The organism is Salinarimonas chemoclinalis, from assembly GCF_041514305.1.
In the GTDB taxonomy this organism is placed as follows: Bacteria; Pseudomonadota; Alphaproteobacteria; order Rhizobiales; family Beijerinckiaceae; genus Salinarimonas; species Salinarimonas chemoclinalis.
This window is the reverse complement of record NZ_JBGMWH010000011.1, coordinates 46,036-61,133: the sequence shown is the minus strand read 5'-3', so window position 1 is coordinate 61,133 and position 15,098 is coordinate 46,036. Positions and strand designations below refer to the sequence as shown.

15 protein-coding genes are annotated in these 15,098 nt (G+C 72.3%); 4 read left to right on the top strand and 11 right to left on the bottom strand.

The genetic code is table 11. From position 1 onward, the window contains the following. Positions 1-16: 16 nt before the first annotated feature. From AB9M23_RS16275 to AB9M23_RS16245, 7 genes are all read right to left on the bottom strand, one after another. Complete coding sequence (locus AB9M23_RS16275) at positions 17-523, bottom strand: GNAT family N-acetyltransferase (RefSeq protein WP_372425620.1); 507 nt, start codon at positions 521-523, stop codon at positions 17-19. Next, positions 520-1,047, bottom strand: coding sequence for a GNAT family N-acetyltransferase (locus AB9M23_RS16270; protein ID WP_372425619.1), 528 nt, complete (start codon positions 1,045-1,047; stop codon positions 520-522). Before AB9M23_RS16270 ends, AB9M23_RS16275 begins: the two co-directional genes overlap by 4 nt. Then, the gene (locus tag AB9M23_RS16265) at positions 1,044-1,682 is read right to left on the bottom strand and encodes a methyltransferase family protein (protein WP_372425618.1); all 639 of its coding nucleotides are present in this window, start codon (positions 1,680-1,682) and stop codon (positions 1,044-1,046) included. The genes AB9M23_RS16270 and AB9M23_RS16265 overlap by 4 nt, the downstream gene beginning before the upstream one ends. Before the next feature lie 257 nt (positions 1,683-1,939). Further along, a complete protein-coding gene (locus tag AB9M23_RS16260) occupies positions 1,940-2,731 on the bottom strand; it encodes an amino acid ABC transporter ATP-binding protein (protein WP_372425617.1) in 792 nt (263 codons plus the stop codon). A gap of 18 nt (positions 2,732-2,749) precedes the next feature. Continuing rightward, positions 2,750-3,901 carry an amino acid ABC transporter permease gene (locus AB9M23_RS16255; RefSeq protein ID WP_372425616.1) on the bottom strand — a complete coding sequence of 384 codons (1,152 nt, stop codon included), beginning with the start codon at positions 3,899-3,901 and terminating at the stop codon, positions 2,750-2,752. Positions 3,902-3,911: 10 nt separating this feature from the next. Beyond that, the gene (locus AB9M23_RS16250; RefSeq protein WP_372425615.1) at positions 3,912-5,111 is read right to left on the bottom strand and encodes an amino acid ABC transporter permease; all 1,200 of its coding nucleotides are present in this window, start codon (positions 5,109-5,111) and stop codon (positions 3,912-3,914) included. A 154-nt stretch (positions 5,112-5,265) separates the two neighbouring features. Beyond that, complete coding sequence (locus AB9M23_RS16245) at positions 5,266-6,291, bottom strand: amino acid ABC transporter substrate-binding protein (protein WP_372425614.1); 1,026 nt, start codon at positions 6,289-6,291, stop codon at positions 5,266-5,268. 316 nt (positions 6,292-6,607) lie between these two features. Between AB9M23_RS16245 and metC the strand changes: the two genes are divergently transcribed. Continuing rightward, positions 6,608-7,795 carry a cystathionine beta-lyase gene (metC, locus tag AB9M23_RS16240; protein WP_372425613.1) on the top strand — a complete coding sequence of 396 codons (1,188 nt, stop codon included), beginning with the start codon at positions 6,608-6,610 and terminating at the stop codon, positions 7,793-7,795. A gap of 19 nt (positions 7,796-7,814) precedes the next feature. Here the strand turns inward: metC and AB9M23_RS16235 are convergent, their stop codons facing one another. Beyond that, complete coding sequence (locus tag AB9M23_RS16235; protein WP_372425612.1) at positions 7,815-8,423, bottom strand: pyridoxamine 5'-phosphate oxidase family protein; 609 nt, start codon at positions 8,421-8,423, stop codon at positions 7,815-7,817. A 95-nt stretch (positions 8,424-8,518) separates the two neighbouring features. Then, on the bottom strand, positions 8,519-9,553 hold the full coding sequence (locus AB9M23_RS16230; protein WP_372425611.1) for a polysaccharide deacetylase family protein: 1,035 nt from the start codon (positions 9,551-9,553) through the stop codon (positions 8,519-8,521). A gap of 92 nt (positions 9,554-9,645) precedes the next feature. On the opposite strand from AB9M23_RS16230, the gene AB9M23_RS16225 reads away from it, so the two are divergent. Next, positions 9,646-10,851, top strand: a complete 1,206-nt coding sequence (locus AB9M23_RS16225; RefSeq protein ID WP_372425610.1) for a GNAT family N-acetyltransferase — start codon at positions 9,646-9,648, stop codon at positions 10,849-10,851. On the opposite strand, the gene AB9M23_RS16220 is transcribed toward AB9M23_RS16225, so the two are convergent. Beyond that, a complete protein-coding gene (locus AB9M23_RS16220) occupies positions 10,835-13,045 on the bottom strand; it encodes a GumC family protein (RefSeq protein WP_372425609.1) in 2,211 nt (736 codons plus the stop codon). The two genes, AB9M23_RS16225 and AB9M23_RS16220, sit on opposite strands and share 17 nt — an antisense overlap. Positions 13,046-13,147: 102 nt before the next feature. Further along, a complete protein-coding gene (locus AB9M23_RS16215; RefSeq protein ID WP_372425608.1) occupies positions 13,148-13,696 on the bottom strand; it encodes a flavodoxin domain-containing protein in 549 nt (182 codons plus the stop codon). Positions 13,697-13,836: 140 nt separating this feature from the next. Between AB9M23_RS16215 and AB9M23_RS16210 the strand changes: the two genes are divergently transcribed. Next, positions 13,837-14,742, top strand: coding sequence for a MurR/RpiR family transcriptional regulator (locus AB9M23_RS16210; protein ID WP_372425607.1), 906 nt, complete (start codon positions 13,837-13,839; stop codon positions 14,740-14,742). Positions 14,743-14,865: 123 nt separating this feature from the next. Next, positions 14,866-15,090 (top strand): hypothetical protein, encoded by a 225-nt coding sequence (locus AB9M23_RS16205; protein ID WP_372425606.1) that lies wholly within the window; start codon positions 14,866-14,868, stop codon positions 15,088-15,090. The last annotated feature ends 8 nt before the right edge of the window (positions 15,091-15,098 follow it).

Sequence of the window (15,098 nt, the reverse complement as noted above, 5' to 3'; positions counted from 1 at the left end):
GAGCGTCGGCCGCGGCTCAGGCACCCGCCGTAGCGAAGGCGTCGCGGTGCGACAGCGTGCCGGCGGGCATCGCGCCCTCGAGCGCGTGCGCGAGCACGTATCGCGCCGGGACGCCGGGCATCGCGAGACCGGGATCGGCCTGGAAGCCGAAGCGGCCGTAATAGGCGGGATCCCCCACGAGGACGACGCCGCGAGCGCCGGCGGCGCGCACCCGCGCCAACCCCTCGCGCACGAGCGCCGCGCCGATCCCGCGGCCCTGGCGATCCGGCCGCACGGCGATCGGGCCGAGCGCCAGCCAGCCGACGTCGCGGCCGTCGACGCGCACCGCCGAGAAGGCGACGTGCCCGACGACGGCGCCGTCCTCCTCGGCGACGAGGGAGAGCGTCAGCGCGCCGGCGTCCCGCAGCCCGGAGACGATGGCGGCCTCCGTCCCGCTGGCGTGGGGCGCGCGCGCGAAGGCGTCCGTGGTGATCGTGCCGATCGGCTCGACGTCGGCGGAGGTCTCGGGGCGGATGGTGATCATGTGGCGTCTCCGGCCGCGGGCGCGCGCGACTTCCACAGCGTCTCGCGGGTCGCCATGTCGAGGAACCCGGCGTGGCGCGCGAGCACCGCGGCGAGGCCCGGGCCGATCCGATGCTCCGGCAGCGGGACGTAGCCGAGGCGCCGGAACCAAGGCCCGTTCCAGGGCGGCTCGCGGAAGGTGGCGAGGCTCGTCCCGCCGAGCCTCTGCGCGGACGCGCGGGCCTCCGCCTGTGCCATCAGCGCGCGGCCGACGCCGCGCCCGCCGGCCTCCGGCGCGACCGCGATGCCGACGATGTAGAGGAGGCCGTCGAGCGGCTCGAGCAGGACGTAGCCGAGGGGCGTGCCGTCGACGGCGTCCGCGACGACGGTCTCTCCGCGGTCGAAGCGCTCGGGGGCCATCGCGGGCATGCCGGCGACCCAGGCGAGGGCGCCGCCGTGAACGGCGTAGCGCCGGCGCGAGGCGTGCTCGAGGGCGACGAGGCGGGCGACGTCGCCGTCCGCCGGAGGCCGCAGGCGAATGCTCACCCGCGCACCTTCCGGCGGAACGGACCCGGCACCGCGAAGGCGGGGACGCGCCCGGCATAGTCCCGCCACGCGGCGCCGAAGCGCGCATCGAGCGCGCGATCCTCGACGTACGCCTGGACGCGCAGCACCGACAGCCCGACGAGGAGGCTCACCAGCGAGAACACGCTCGGCAGCGCCAGGAAGAAGCCGATCTGCCCGAGCGCCACGGCGACGAAGAGCGGATGGCGCATGGCCGCGAAGGGCCCGCCGGTGATCAGCCGGCGCGGCCCCTCCTCGCTCACGCCCGACATCCAGTCCTCCGACATGTAGGAGTGGGTGTAGACGACGAGCGCCAGCGAGGCGACGAGGAAGACGAGGCCGCTCGCCACGACGGCGGGGGTGTAGAGCGGATCGAATCGCCCGAGCGCCGCGTCGAGCCCGGGATAGGGCACGCGCACGACGCATACGCCCCAGATCGCCAGCCGAAAGCCGTTGAACAGGCGCCGCCCGACGCGCTGGGCCGAGCCGGGCGAGCCGCGGTGCTCGTGCGAGCGCCCGGTGCGCGCGCGCAGGGCGAAGAGCTTCGCCGTGTAGAACACCGCGATGAAGGTGAAGTAGCAGGCGAGCGCCGCCCGCCCGAAATCGAGCACGTCCACGTGAGCGACCTTTTCCCGCGACCGAGCCCCCACCGGCGAACGGCCGGTTTCGACCCGTGGTGCGTCGCGTCTGTCGCACCGGAGCCGTACGCTTCCCGCGCGCTCACGGGGGCGGCTCTGTCGGCTCGCTCTCACCGGCGCGAACCGAAGTACAACACGATCCGGGGGAATTGGGAACCCTCGCCCGTGCGACGCCGACGGCGGGCGTGCGTGCGTGCCGCCCGCCGTCGGTCCGCGAAAAGCGCGGCCGGACCGCCTCAGTGCAGGATCTGGCCGAGGAAGAGCTTCGTGCGCTCGTGCTGCGGATTGGAGAAGAAGGCCTCCGGCTCGTTCATCTCCACGATCTGGCCGTAGTCCATGAAGATCACCCGGTCCGCCACCTGGCGGGCGAAGCCCATCTCGTGGGTGACGACCATCATGGTCATGCCCTCCTCGGCGAGAGACACCATCGTGTCCAGCACCTCCTTGACCATTTCCGGGTCGAGCGCGGAGGTGGGCTCGTCGAAGAGCATGATCTGCGGGTTCATGCACAGCGAGCGGGCGATGGCCACGCGCTGCTGCTGGCCGCCGGAGAGCTGCCCGGGATACTTGTGGGCCTGCTCGGGGATCTTGACGCGGGTGAGATACTTCATCGCGATCTCTTCCGCGTCCTTCTTGGGCATCTTCTTCACCCAGATCGGCGCCAGCGTGCAGTTCTCCAGGATCGTCAGGTGCGGGAACAGGTTGAAGTGCTGGAACACCATGCCGACGTCTCGGCGGATCTCGTCGATCCGCTTGAGGTCGTTCGTCAGCTCCGTCCCGTCGACGATGATGTTCCCCTTCTGGTGCTCCTCCAGCCGATTGATGCAGCGGATCATCGTGGACTTGCCCGACCCGGACGGGCCGCAGACCACGATGCGCTCGCCGCGCATGACGCGCAGGTTGATGTCGCGCAGCACGTGGAACTCGCCGAACCACTTGTGGACGCCGATCATCTCCACGGCGACCTCGGTGCGGGAGGCCTGGCTCTGCGCCGTCTGCGGCTTCTCCAGGCTCGTCGTGTCAGCCATCGCTCGATCCCCTCTCGATCAACGTTTCTCGCTGGCCGCGAGCCGGCGCTCGACGGATTGGGAGTACCAGGACATTCCCCAGCAGCACAGGAAGTAGAAGATTCCGGCGAAGGCGTAGCCGGAATAGTTCACCGACGGCGCGGCCCAGACCGGATCGAGCCGCGAGGATTCGATCGTGCGGATCAGGTCGAAGATGCCGACGATCGACACCAGTGTCGTGTCCTTGAACAGGCCGATGAAGGTGTTGACGATTCCCGGGATGACGATGCGCAGGGCCTGGGGGAGGATGATGAAGTACATCATCTTCGGGTAGGACAGGCCGAGCGACATCGCCCCCTCGTACTGGCCCTTCGGGATCGCCTGCAGGCCGCCGCGCACCACCTCGGCCATGTAGGCGGAGGCGAAGAAGGCGACGCCGATCAGCGGCCGGACCAGGCGGTCCACGGTGATGCCCTGCGACAGGAACAACGGCAGCATGGTGTTGGCCATGAACAGCACGGTGATCAGCGGCACGCCGCGGGTGAACTCGATGACGATCACGCACACGAGCCGCACGATCGGCAGCCGGGATCGTCGCCCGAGCGCGAGCAGCACGCCCACCGGCAGCGAGATCACGATGCCCACCGCCGAGACCACGATGGTGACGAGGATGCCGCCCCAGACGCCCGTCGGCACGTTGCGCAGGCCGATCGCGGGGAAGCCCGCCAGCAGCCAGTAGGAGACGATGGGCACGACCAGGAAGAAGTAGATCGCGCCGAGCCCGCGCCGCGGCGCGTCGAGCCACAGCATCCAGACGATGCCGACGGCGAGCACGAGGAAGAACAGGTTCGGGCGCCAGCGCAGGTCGATCGGATACGAGCCGTAGAGGAAGTAGTTGATCCGGTCGATCACGAAGGCCCAGCAGGCCCCGACCTCGCGCCCGGTCGTGTCCTCGCGGCAGGCGCTGCCGTCCTCGCCGGTCCAGACCGCCTCGAAGAACAGGTAGTCGAGAATCGGCGGGATCAGCCAGAGCAGGAACCACGCCATCAACACGGTCACGACCGTGTTGATGGGCCCGGAGAACAGGTTCTCCTTCATCCACGCGACGGGTCCCGCGACGGAGCGCGGCGGTGGCAGCGCCTCCACGGAGGCGGTGCGGACGAAGCTGCGCTGAGGGGTCATGACGGTCATGGCGCCCTCCTCAGCGTTCGACCAGCGCTATGCGCTGATTGTATATGTTCATGAAGAACGATGTGACCAGCGAGATCGTCAAGTAGACGATCATCGTGATCGCGACGACCTCCACCGCCTGGCCGGTCTGGTTCAGCACCGTGCCCATGAACACCTGCACGAGATCGGGATAGCCGATCGCGACCGCGAGCGAGGAGTTCTTGGTCAGGTTGAGGTACTGGCTCGTCAGCGGCGGCACGATCACCCGCATGGCCTGCGGGATGACCACGAAGCGCATCGTCTGCCCGGGCTTGAGGCCGAGCGACGAGGCGGCTTCGGTCTGGCCGCGCGAGACCGCGAGGATGCCCGCGCGCACCACCTCGGCGATGAACGCGCCGGTGTAGATCGCGAGCCCGAGCACGAGCGCGACGAACTCGGGGAAGAGCTGCGAGCCGCCGGTGAGGTTGAAGCGACCCTGCACCGGCACGTCGAACGTGATCGGCGTGCCGCCGGTGAGCGTCAAGAGCAGCCAGGCGAGGACGGGGAAACCGACGACGAGACCGAGGGTCGTGAGCCCGATCGGGAACTGCTCGCCGGTCGCCGCCTGGCGTGCCTTCGCCCAGCGCCTCACCAGGAACGACCCGACGATGCCCACGACGAAGGCGACGAGGATGAGCACGGCGCGACCGTCGAACACGGCCGCCGGCAGCGAGAGGCCGCGGACGCTCAGATAGAAGCCCGGCGCGAGCTGGATCGCGTCGCGCGCCGCCGGCAACGACGAGAGCACCGCGTTGTACCAGAACAGCAGCTGGAGCAGGAGCGGCAGGTTGCGGATGATCTCGACGTAGGCCGAGGCGACCTTGGCGAGGATGAAGTTCTTCGACAGGCGCGCGATTCCCGCCGCGAAGCCGATGATCGTGGCGAGCACGATGCCGATGGCGGCGACGAGAAGGGTGTTGAGCAGCCCCACGATCAGGGCGTCGCCGTAGGTCGAGGCGGCGGCGGAATACTCGATGAAGGTCTGGTTGATGTCGAATCCCGCGGGCTGCTGGAGGAAGCCGAAGCCCGACGCGATGCGCGCGGCCCGCAGATTCTCGATCGCGTTGCTGACGGCCTCGTAGGCCATCCATCCGATCAGCAGGACCAGGACGCCCTGGAAGAAGAAGCCGCGGACCCTCGGATCATAGATCAACGAGGCTCGCGGCGGCGCTTGCTCGACCACGCTCGCCAACTTGTCACCCTCCACAAGCCGGCGCCCCCGCGCCGGTCGATGTCATCGCGCCGAAGGGCTCTCTCGCCCGTGGCCGTTCCCCTGGGTCGGCTCGTTCTCGGCGGATGCAAGAAGAGCGCCGCACCCCGGGAGGTGCGGCGCTCGGACGCGATCCTCAGCGGATCGGATGGCCGTACTGGAGGCCGCCGTCGGTGTAGAGCGCGTTCAGGCCGCGGCTGAGGCCGACGGGCGAGCCCTCGCCGATGTTGCGCTCGAACACTTCGCCGTAGTTGCCCACCGCGCTGATGGCGTTGAAGGCCCAATCGTTGCTCAGGCCGATCATCTCGCCGAAGTTGCCCTCGACGCCGAGGATGCGACGGATCACCGGAGCCTCCGAGGTCTCACGCAGCTCCGCCGCGTTCGCCGCGGTGATGCCGTACTCCTCGGCCTCGAGCAGGGCGTAGTGCAGCCAGCGCACGATGTCGCCCCAGTTGTTGTCGCCGTGACGGATCACCGGCCCGAGCGGCTCCTTGGAGATGATCTCCGGCAGGATGACGTGGTCGCCGGGGGTCGGCGCACGCAGGCGCTCGGCGGCGAGCGCCGAGGCGTCGGTCGTGAACGCGTCGCAGCGGCCGCTGAGATAGGCCTCGACGGCCTCGACCGACTGGGCGAACGTGACGGGCTCGTAGTCCAGGTTGTTGCGGCGGAAGAAGTCCGCAAGGTTGAGCTCCGTCGTCGTGCCCTGCTGCACGCAGACCGAGGCCCCGCCGAGCTCGAGCGCCGAGGTGACGCCCAGCGCGGCGTTCACCATGAAGCCCTGGCCGTCGTAGTAGTTGATCGTCGGGAAGTCGAGGCCGAGCGAAGTGTCACGCGACATCGTCGAGGTCGAGTTGCGGAAGAGCAGGTCGACCTCGCCCGCCTGGAGCGCGGTGAAGCGGTCCTTGGCCGAGAGCGGGATGAAGGAGACCGCGTTCGGATCGTTGAAGATCGCCGCCGCGAGCGCGCGGCAGTACTCGACGTCGAACCCGGTCCAGTTGCCCTGGGCGTCCGGCACGCCGAAACCGGTGAGGCCGGTGTTGGAGCCGCAGATCACCTCTCCGCGATCACGCACCTGCTGGAGCGTCTCCTGCGCGGCGGCCACGCCCGTGAAGGCGACGCCGGCGGCCAGGCCGAAGGCGATTGTGGTAAGCGCTTTCTTCATGCTTCTCGTTCTCCCAAGGAAGGTTCGTGCGCCGACCCGTCGAGCAAGTCAGCCCCTCTGATGGCGCGATCCGCCCTGCTGCGTTCGCAGGTCGGTGCCCCGGGCACTTCTCTGGCGCCGTCGACCTCGTGCGTCAATGCCGATGTCGACTTCGCCCGATTGCCGATCGCCCGCGGCTCGCGACACGCCCGCATCTCAGGCCAGGGTTCGAACGCGGTCAAGTGCCCATGAGCATGCGAGCGGAGCCGAAACGGGTATTTTTTCACGGCGCGCGAGATGCTAAGCAACGGTTGCCCGCGCGGTATGCAAGTCGAGGATGCAAATGACGGAAGAAGATGCACGGTCGAGCTGGAGAGACGCCACCCGGCTGGTTCACGCGGGACGCGACCCGTCCACCCAACACGGCTTCGTGAATACGCCGATCTACCGCGGCTCCACCGTGCTCTTTCCCACGATGGACGATCTCCTCAACCGGCGCGGACGCTACGTCTACGGCACGCGGGGGACGCCGACGACGGAGGCGCTGGAGACCGCGTGGACGGAGCTGTCCGGCGCCGCCGGAACGGCGCTCGCCCCCTCGGGGCTGGGCGCTATCTCGCTCGCCCTGCTCAGCCTGGTACGAGCCGGGGATCACCTGCTCGTCACCGACAACGTCTACTGGCCCACGCGCGCCTTCTGCGAGGAGATGCTCGCCGGGCTCGGCGTCGAGACGACCTACTTCGAGCCGATGATCGGCGAGGGCATCACCGCGCTGATCCGCCCGAACACGAAGGTGCTCTTCCTGGAGACGCCGGGCTCGCTGACGCTCGAGGTGCAGGACGTTCCCACGATGGCCGCCGTCGCCCGCGAGAAGGGCGTGAGCGTCGTCATCGACAACACCTGGGCGACGCCCCTCCTCTACCCGCCGCACGCCCGCGGGGCGGATCTCGCGATCGAGGCGGGCACGAAGTACCTCTCCGGCGGCTCCGACCTCCTGCTCGGCATGGTCTCGGCCAACGCCGAGCACTGGCCGCGCCTGCGCAAGACGTTCGACCTGTTCTCGAACTGCGCCGGCCCGGAGGACGTCTTCCTCGCCCTGCGCGGCATGCGCAGCATGAGCCTGAGGCTGAAGGAGGCGGAGCGCCAGGGGCTGGCGATGGCGCGATGGCTCGCCGCGCGTCCGGAGGTCCGCCGCGTGCTGCACCCGGCGATGCCGGACCATACCGGGCACGAGATCTGGAAGCGCGACTTCCACGGCGCCTCGGGCCTGTTCTCGGTCGAGCTCGAGCCGGTCTCGACGCCCGCGCTCGCGGCGATGCTCGACGGCCTGAGGCTGTTCGGCATGGGCTTCTCGTGGGCGGGTTTCGAGAGCCTCGTCATCCCCTTCGACCCGAACAAGACCCGCACCGCCACCCGCTACGCGCACGATGGCCCGCTCCTGCGCTTCTCGATCGGCCTCGAGGACGTCGCCGACCTGCAGGAGGACCTCGACGCGGGCTTCGCGCGGATGCGGGCGGCGGGGTGAACGGAGGCGGCCGTGACCCTCACGGGACGAGCCAGACCGCCTCCCCGAGCCCGTCCGCGCGCAGCGTGAAGCGCGCGCGCCGGTGGCCCGCGTGCGCGAGCCAGAGGGTCTCGATCGTGTGCACGTGCATCTCGACCGCGCGAAAATGCGCCCGCCCGGCGAGGATCTCGTCCTCGTTCTCCGGCAGGCGGAACGCGTCGGGCGCCACGATCCTGCCGCCGGGCGCGGGCCGCGTCGCGTAGCAGGCGCGGCTCGCCATCCGCGAGGCACGCCACGCCTCATCGGCGGGGCCATCGTCGGCGTGCAGCGCGGCCGTACCCTCGACGCGGATCTGGAGCTTTCCGGACGGATCGTAGCCGTGCAGCGCGATGCGGTCGTCGCGGGCGAGCTCGGCGACCTTGTCGGCACGCCCGTCCGTGTGGAAGCGCAGCCGCGCGCGTGCCGGGTCGACGGCCCGCAGCACCACCGTGCGCAGCCGCGGCCGCCCGTCGAGGCCGATCGTCGCGACCGTCGGCGCGTGGAAGGGCGAGCGGCGATCCTGCACGCCGCGCGCCAGCTGGCGCCAGGCGTGTGCGCGCATCTCGTCGAGGTCGGTCGCGAAGGCGGGCGGCTCGCGCGGGTCGCTCATCGGAGGCCTTCGGCTCTCGGGCGGGTATCGGCACGAAGGTATGGCGAATTCCCCGGAGGTCGAGCCTCCAATCCCGGGGTACCGAGGCGCTGCGATCACGCGGCGACCACGCGGCGCCCCCGGTTCCAGGCGAGCAGCGGCAGGCCCGACAGAAGGGCGCGCAGCGCACCCGCGCTCTGGTGGAGGCCGTTGACGGACACCCGCGGCAGCGCGTGCAGATGCGCGCCGTGCTCGGCGAAGAGGTGGCCGGGCCGGGTCGTCACCGCGGTCTCGAACCCGGCCTCGCGGGCCAGCGCGAACTCCCGCGCGCCGGCGGAGCCCGGGTCGCCTACCGGATAGGCCAGGTGGCGGATCTCCAGCCCCGTCGCCTCCGCGAGCGCGGCGCGGCCCTCGACGATCTCGCGGCGCGCCGTCTCGCCGTCGAGCTTGGCGAGCATCGGGTGGGTGAGCGTGTGGGCGCCGAGCGTCACGCGCGGGTCGCGGGCGAGCGCGGCGATCTCGTCGAGCGTGAGGCAGGCCGCGGCGGCGAGCGCGTCGACGTCGACGCCGGCCTCCTCGGCGAGGCGGCGCGTGGCCGCGCGCAGGGCATCCTCCGGGCCGGCGCGCAGGCGCCAGTAGAGCGTCTCGAAGGCGCGCGTCTTCTCGGCGTCTGTCGTGGCCGGCAGGTCGACCCCGTCGTGGCGCACGCGCGGCGAGCGGCGCACGGCCTCCTCCAGCTCGCGCCACCACAGGCGCCCGCGCCCGAGCGCGAAGTCGCGGGTGACGAACAGCGTCCACGGCGCGCCGCGGGCGGCCAGGATCGGGGCGGCGTGGTCGCGGTTGTCGCGATAGCCGTCGTCGAAGGTGAGCACGCAGAAGGGCCGCTCGGGCTCGGGTCCGGCGAGGCGGGCGGGGACCTCGCCGAGCGGCACGATGTCGAAGCCGAGCGCATCGAGCGTGTCGAGCACGGTCCCCAGGAACGCGGGCGTGATCTCCAGGAGACGGTTGGGCGCGAACCCCGCGGGCGGCGGCGGGCGCACGTGGTGGAAGGTCAGGATCACGCCGCGCCCGCGGGCGAAGCGCGCCCAAACGTGCGCCCGCACGAGGTCGCTGCCGTGGAGACCGGCGCTGATGATCGCCCGCTTGAGCATCGGCCGGCTCCCTTAGGTCGCGCTTAACGCCCCCTGCATACAGTCGCGACGTTATCGATCGGTGCATCGAAGGCCCGAAAGGCGAGATCCGCGTGACGTCGGCCACGAAATACGCCGCCCTCGACGGGCCGGGCGCAACGGCGAGGCGCGCCGCGGGCGCGCCCGAGGCGACGCTCGTCCTCCACGAGGGGCTGGAGGCCGCGCGCGCCGACTGGGCGCGGCTCGAGGCGAGCGGCACCGCCTCGCCCTATCAGGCCTTCGCCTGGCAGGACGCCTTCGCCCGCCACGCGCTCGCGCCGGGCGCGCGGGTGCGCGTGGCCGTCCTGCACGAGGCCGGCACGGGCCGCCCGATCTTCCTCCTGCCGCTCGCCGTCGGACGCCGCGGACCGGTGACGATCGCGACGGCGCTCGGCGGCAAGCACGCGAACTTCCATCTGCCCCTCGCCTGCCCGCGGGCGGGCCCGCCCCTCGCGTCGGACGCCCTGCACCGGCAGCTCGTCGCGATCGGACGGGGGATCGGCGCGGACGCCTTCGCCTTCGCCAACCTGCCGCGCACCTGGGCCGGCGAGCCGAACCCGCTCGCCCTGCCCGGCGCCCGGCGCGCCGCGAGCGACGCCTACTGGAGCGCCTTCGCCGACCGCGCGGCGGACGGCCCGGCGGCCCCTCTGAGCGGGGAGACCCGCAAGAAGCTGCGCAAGAAGGAGCGCGGGCTCGCGGCGCTCGGCGAGGTGAGCGTGTCGCGCGCGACGACCCGCGCGGAGGCCGACCGCACCCTCGACGCCTTCCTCGCCTTCAAGACCCGGCGCATGCGCGCGCAGGGCCTGCCCGACCCGTTCGAAGAGCCCGCGACGCGCGCCTTCCTGCGCGCGGCCTGCGATCCGGAAGTGGACGGCGGCCCGGCGATCGCGCTCTGGCGGCTCGCCGTCGGCGAGCGCATCGTCGCGACCTTCGGCGCCGCCTGCGACGGCGTGCGCGCGAGCGGCATGTTCATCGCCTTCGACGAGGCCCCCGAGATCGCCCGCGCGACACCCGGCGACCTCCTGCTGCTCGCCGTCGTCGAGGCGCTGCGCACCGAAGGCTACGAGAGCTTCGATCTCGGCGTCGGGGAGGCCCGCTACAAGGGCCATTTCTGCGACCGCACCGAGGAGATGCTGGAGCTGACGCTGCCCGTCACCCTCGCCGGCCGCGCCTGGGCGGTCCAGGCACGGCTCGCAGGGCGCCTGAAGCGCTGGGCCAAGGCCTCGCCGCGGATCATGGCAGCGCTCGCGGGAGCGCGTCGCCTCATGCGGCGCGGGTGATCTCCTCGCCCGCCGGCGCGAGCGCCACGACCACCTCCGGCGCGCCCGCGTCCTTCGCCGCCTCGTAGAGCGAGACGAGCCGCTCGTCCTCCGGCCCGGTGCGCGCGGCGATGACGACCGCGTCGGCGCGCGGCGCCAGCGCCGCGAGTGCGCCGGGCGCGTGGGCGTCGGAGAGCACGAGGAGCGTCGCGCCGTAGGTCTCGGCGAAGGCGGCGAGCGCGATCTCGAGCCCCTCCTCCTCCTCCGGCGCCAGCGGGTCGACCACGCCCGTTCCCGCACCGACGCGGTGGGGACGGCCGGCGCCGAGGCGATCGATCGCCTCGAAGAAGGACGCCTCGCCCGCCACGAGATCCGAGAAGCCGGGCCTTCCCTCCGGCGCGCCCTCCCGCGACGGCGCGCCGGGCGTCGCGGCGACCTCGACGAGGAGCGCGGGCGCCCCGGAGCCGAGCGCCTCGCCGAGCCGCTCGGCCAGCATCGCCGGGAGCGCCCCGGAGTCGAGCGCCGTCACGAGGATGCGGCGGCTGCCGTCGGCGGTGGCGACGCGCCCGAGCCTCGCGGCGAGCGCCGCGATGTCGAACCCTTCCGCGTCCGCCCGGGCGGGCACGGCGGGCCGCTCGCGACCGCCTCCCCCACCGCCGGGCGGCGGCGACGGCTCGGGCGGAGACGGCTCGGGCGGCGCCGGCTCCGCGCGCGTCGGCGCGGCCACGGACACCTCCGTGGCGGGGTCGAGCGCACGGGGCGCCGCGGCGGGCGCCGGTCGGAACACGTCGAACACGATCGCCTTCATCACCACCGCGCCCGCGACCACCGTGAGCGCGACGACGGTGAACAGGAACACGACCGGCCCCTTGCGCGGCCAGATCGGCGCCTGCGGCTCGGCGGCACGCGAGACGATGCGCGCATCCGGCAGGGCCGCCTCCTCCGAATCGCGGGCGAGTGCGTCGCGGTAGCGGGCGAGGAAGACCTCGAGCTGCTCGCGCTCCGCGCGGGCCTCGCGCTCGAGGGCGCGCAGCTGCACGCCGTTCTCGTTGGCCCGCGAGGCGACCTGCATCTGCTGGCCCAGCGCGGCGGTGAGCGTGTCGACCCGCGCGGAGGCGAGGCGGGCCTCGTTCTCGAGCGTGCGCACGATGCGCTCGGCGGCGCCACGGATCTGGCCGTCGAGATCGGCGAGCTGCGCCTGCAGCGCGAGGATGCGCGGGTGCCGGTCGAGCAGCGTGCGGCCCTCCGCGGCGATCTGCGCGCGAAGCGCCACCCGCTGCCCGATGAGGCTGCGGATCAGCTCGTCGGCGGCGACGTCGGGGATTTCGAAGGCGCGTCCGGCGTCGATCAGCTCGCGGATGAGGCTCGCGCGCGCCTGCGCGTCCGCCAGCGTCGAGCGCGCCGTGCCGAGCTGGGTCGAGAGGTCGCCGAGCTGCTGGGAGGTGAGCGTCGCGTTGTCGCCGCCGACGAGGAGCCCCGTGCCGCTGCGGAAGGCCTCCACCCGCGCCTCGGCCTCTCGCACCTGCTCGCGCAGCCGGTCGATGTTCTGCGACAGCCAGGTCGTCGCCATCCGCGCCGCGTCGATCTTCGCGGCCTCCAGCGTCTCGAGGTAGACCTCGGCGATGACGTTGGCGCCGCGTGCGGCGAACTCCGGGTCGCTCGCCTGGAACTCGACGGCGATCACCCGCGAGCGGCCGACCGAGTACACCAGCAGGCGATCGTAGTAGGTGTCGAGCACGCGATCGATCGCCGCGGCGTCGTCGTCCGCGTCTCCGCCCGCGCCGAGGCCGACGAGCGAGGCGAGGCGCGCCAGCGGGTTCATGGGCCGCATCCGCGGGTCGAACTCGGGATTGCCGACGAGGCCGAGCCGGCGCGCCGCCTCCGCGGCGACCTCCCGCGAGCGGATCACCGCCACCTGGCTCGCCACCGCCTGCTCGTCGATGATCTGGCCCGTCGGGTCGCCACCCGTCTGCTCGACGGGGCGGGTGAAGGCGTTGTCGCGGCTCTCGAGCAGGATCTGCGACTGGCCCTGGTAGAGCGGCGTCGCCACCAGCACGTAGGCGAGGCTCGCCACGAAGGCCACGAGGCCCACGCCGGCGACGAGGCGCAGGTTCGCCCTGAGCGCGAGCACGATCTCGTAGAGGTTGATCATGTCCCCGCGCGGGTCGGCCGCGGGGGCGCGGCCCTCCGCTCCCCGCGTCTCGGCGCTCGTCATCGGCATCGCTCGCACACTCCACCGCCTCCGCGCGCGCCGGTGCGCCCGTGCGCCGCGCCGCGGGATCGGCGCCGATTAGGCGATGTTAAGGTTGAGGACCGGTTAAGACGCCGCCGCGGCTCCCGGCTGCGCGACCTCGTCGACGAAGGCGTCGAGCGCGTCCCAGTCCGTGTATTCCGTGTCCGCGTGGGGATCGACGCTCTCGCCGCGCCGGTAGGCGATGAAGCGCATCGCCCAGCTCTTCAGGAAGTCGTAGCGCGTGAAGCGGAAGGCGCCGGCGGCGTGATGCAGCCGCTCGGCGCTCCAGCCGGTCTCCGAGCGGAAGGTCTCGATGCAGCGCGCGAGGCCGGCCCAGTCGCCTGGATCGTCGCCGGCCGCCGACAGCGACACGGAGACGAAGGCGCTCTCCCCGGCGTTCAGCGCCGCCGCGTGCCGGCGTGCGAAGTCGACGAGCGCCGCCTGGTAGCGCCCCTCGTGCAGCGAACCCGCGAGGATCGAGAGGTCGAAGGCCGCCGGGTCGGTGTCCGGCCCCGCCCGCGTCGCGTCGACGAGGGTCGGCGCGTGGCCGCTCGCGGAGAGCCGCGCGGCGATGCGCTCCGCGATCTTGCGCGTCTGCCCCTCGGTGGTGGCGTAGACGACGAGAACCCGCATGGCGTTGCCTCCAGGCGTTTTCGACATGAGATTGGCGTCCTAGCGGGCACCGCACATCCGGACGAACACGAAGCACGCGGACGTCGCGGCTCGACGTTTCAGCACTTGAAACGCCTGTTTCAACCGGCTAGGCCGGAGCCATGCACGACACCCCGCTCGCCGAACGCATCCTCGAGCGCTTCGATCGCCTGCCGCCGCAGCTCCAGGCCGCGGCGCGATTCGTGCTCGAGAACCCGCGCGAGGTGGCGCTGCTCTCCACCCGCGAGCAGGCCCGCCGCGCCGGCGTGTCGCCGGCGGCGCTGACCCGGCTCGCGCAGCGGCTCGATCTCGACGGCTACGATGCGCTGCGGCGCCTCCACGCGCAGGCGCTGCGCGCCGAGCCCGGCGGCTTCGCCGGCCGCGCGGAGGCGCTCGTCGCGGGGCGCGAGAGCGCCGACGACGCGACCTTCCTCGCGGGCTTCGTCGCGGCCATGGGCGAGGACGTCGGCCAGCTCGGCGCGACCCGCACGGCGGCCGCCCTGGTGCGCGCCGCGGACGCGATCGCCGGTGCGCGACGCGTCCATTTCCTCGGCCTGCGCGCGAGTTTCGCCGTCGCCTATGCGGGCGCCTACGTGATGGGGATCGCCGGCGTCCGCGCCGAGCTCGTCGACGCGCCCGGCGGCACCGGCATCGACCGGCTGCGCGACCTGGGGCCGCAGGACGCGCTCCTCGCCGTCTCGGTGCGACCCTATGCCCGGGACGTCCGCCGGGCGCTCGCCTTCGCGCGCGAGCGCGGCACGACGACGCTGGCGATCACCGACGACCCGATCTCGCCGGTGGCGCGGCTCGCGGACGTGGTGGTGCCGGTTCGCATCGATACGCCCTCCTTCTTCCACGCGATGACACCCGCCTTCGCCGCGATGGAGGGACTCGCCGCCCTCGTCGCCCGCCGGCGCGGCGGCGAGGCGCCCGCGGCGGCGCGCCGGGCGGAGGCGCATCTCGCAGCCTTCGGTGCCTACGAGCCCGCCGAGCAGGCACGGGTTGCCGAGGATCGGCGACCCCGGTAAGTCTTCGTTAACCGCCGAGCCGCTTCTTCGATGGGGCGGGCGCGTCGGCGTCGTCGTTCAAGCGCGGTTCAGGCGCGAACGGCCACGCTCACGGGCATCGTAGTTCGCGTCGGAGATCTCCCCATGTCCACTCAGCCGCTCACGGGCGACCGCGCCTCGTCCGAGCCCACCGGCCGCAGCCGCCTGGGCGCCCTCGCGCGGGGCCTCGGGCTCGCGCTCGCGCCGATGCTGCTGTTCCTGTCGATCCCGGTGGGGCTCTCCGGAGGCTTCGTGCTCGCGTGGGTGCTCCTGGTGGCGAGCCTCGTGCTGATCACGCTCGACGCGGCGCTCTTCGGCGCGCAGCGCTGACGCTGCGC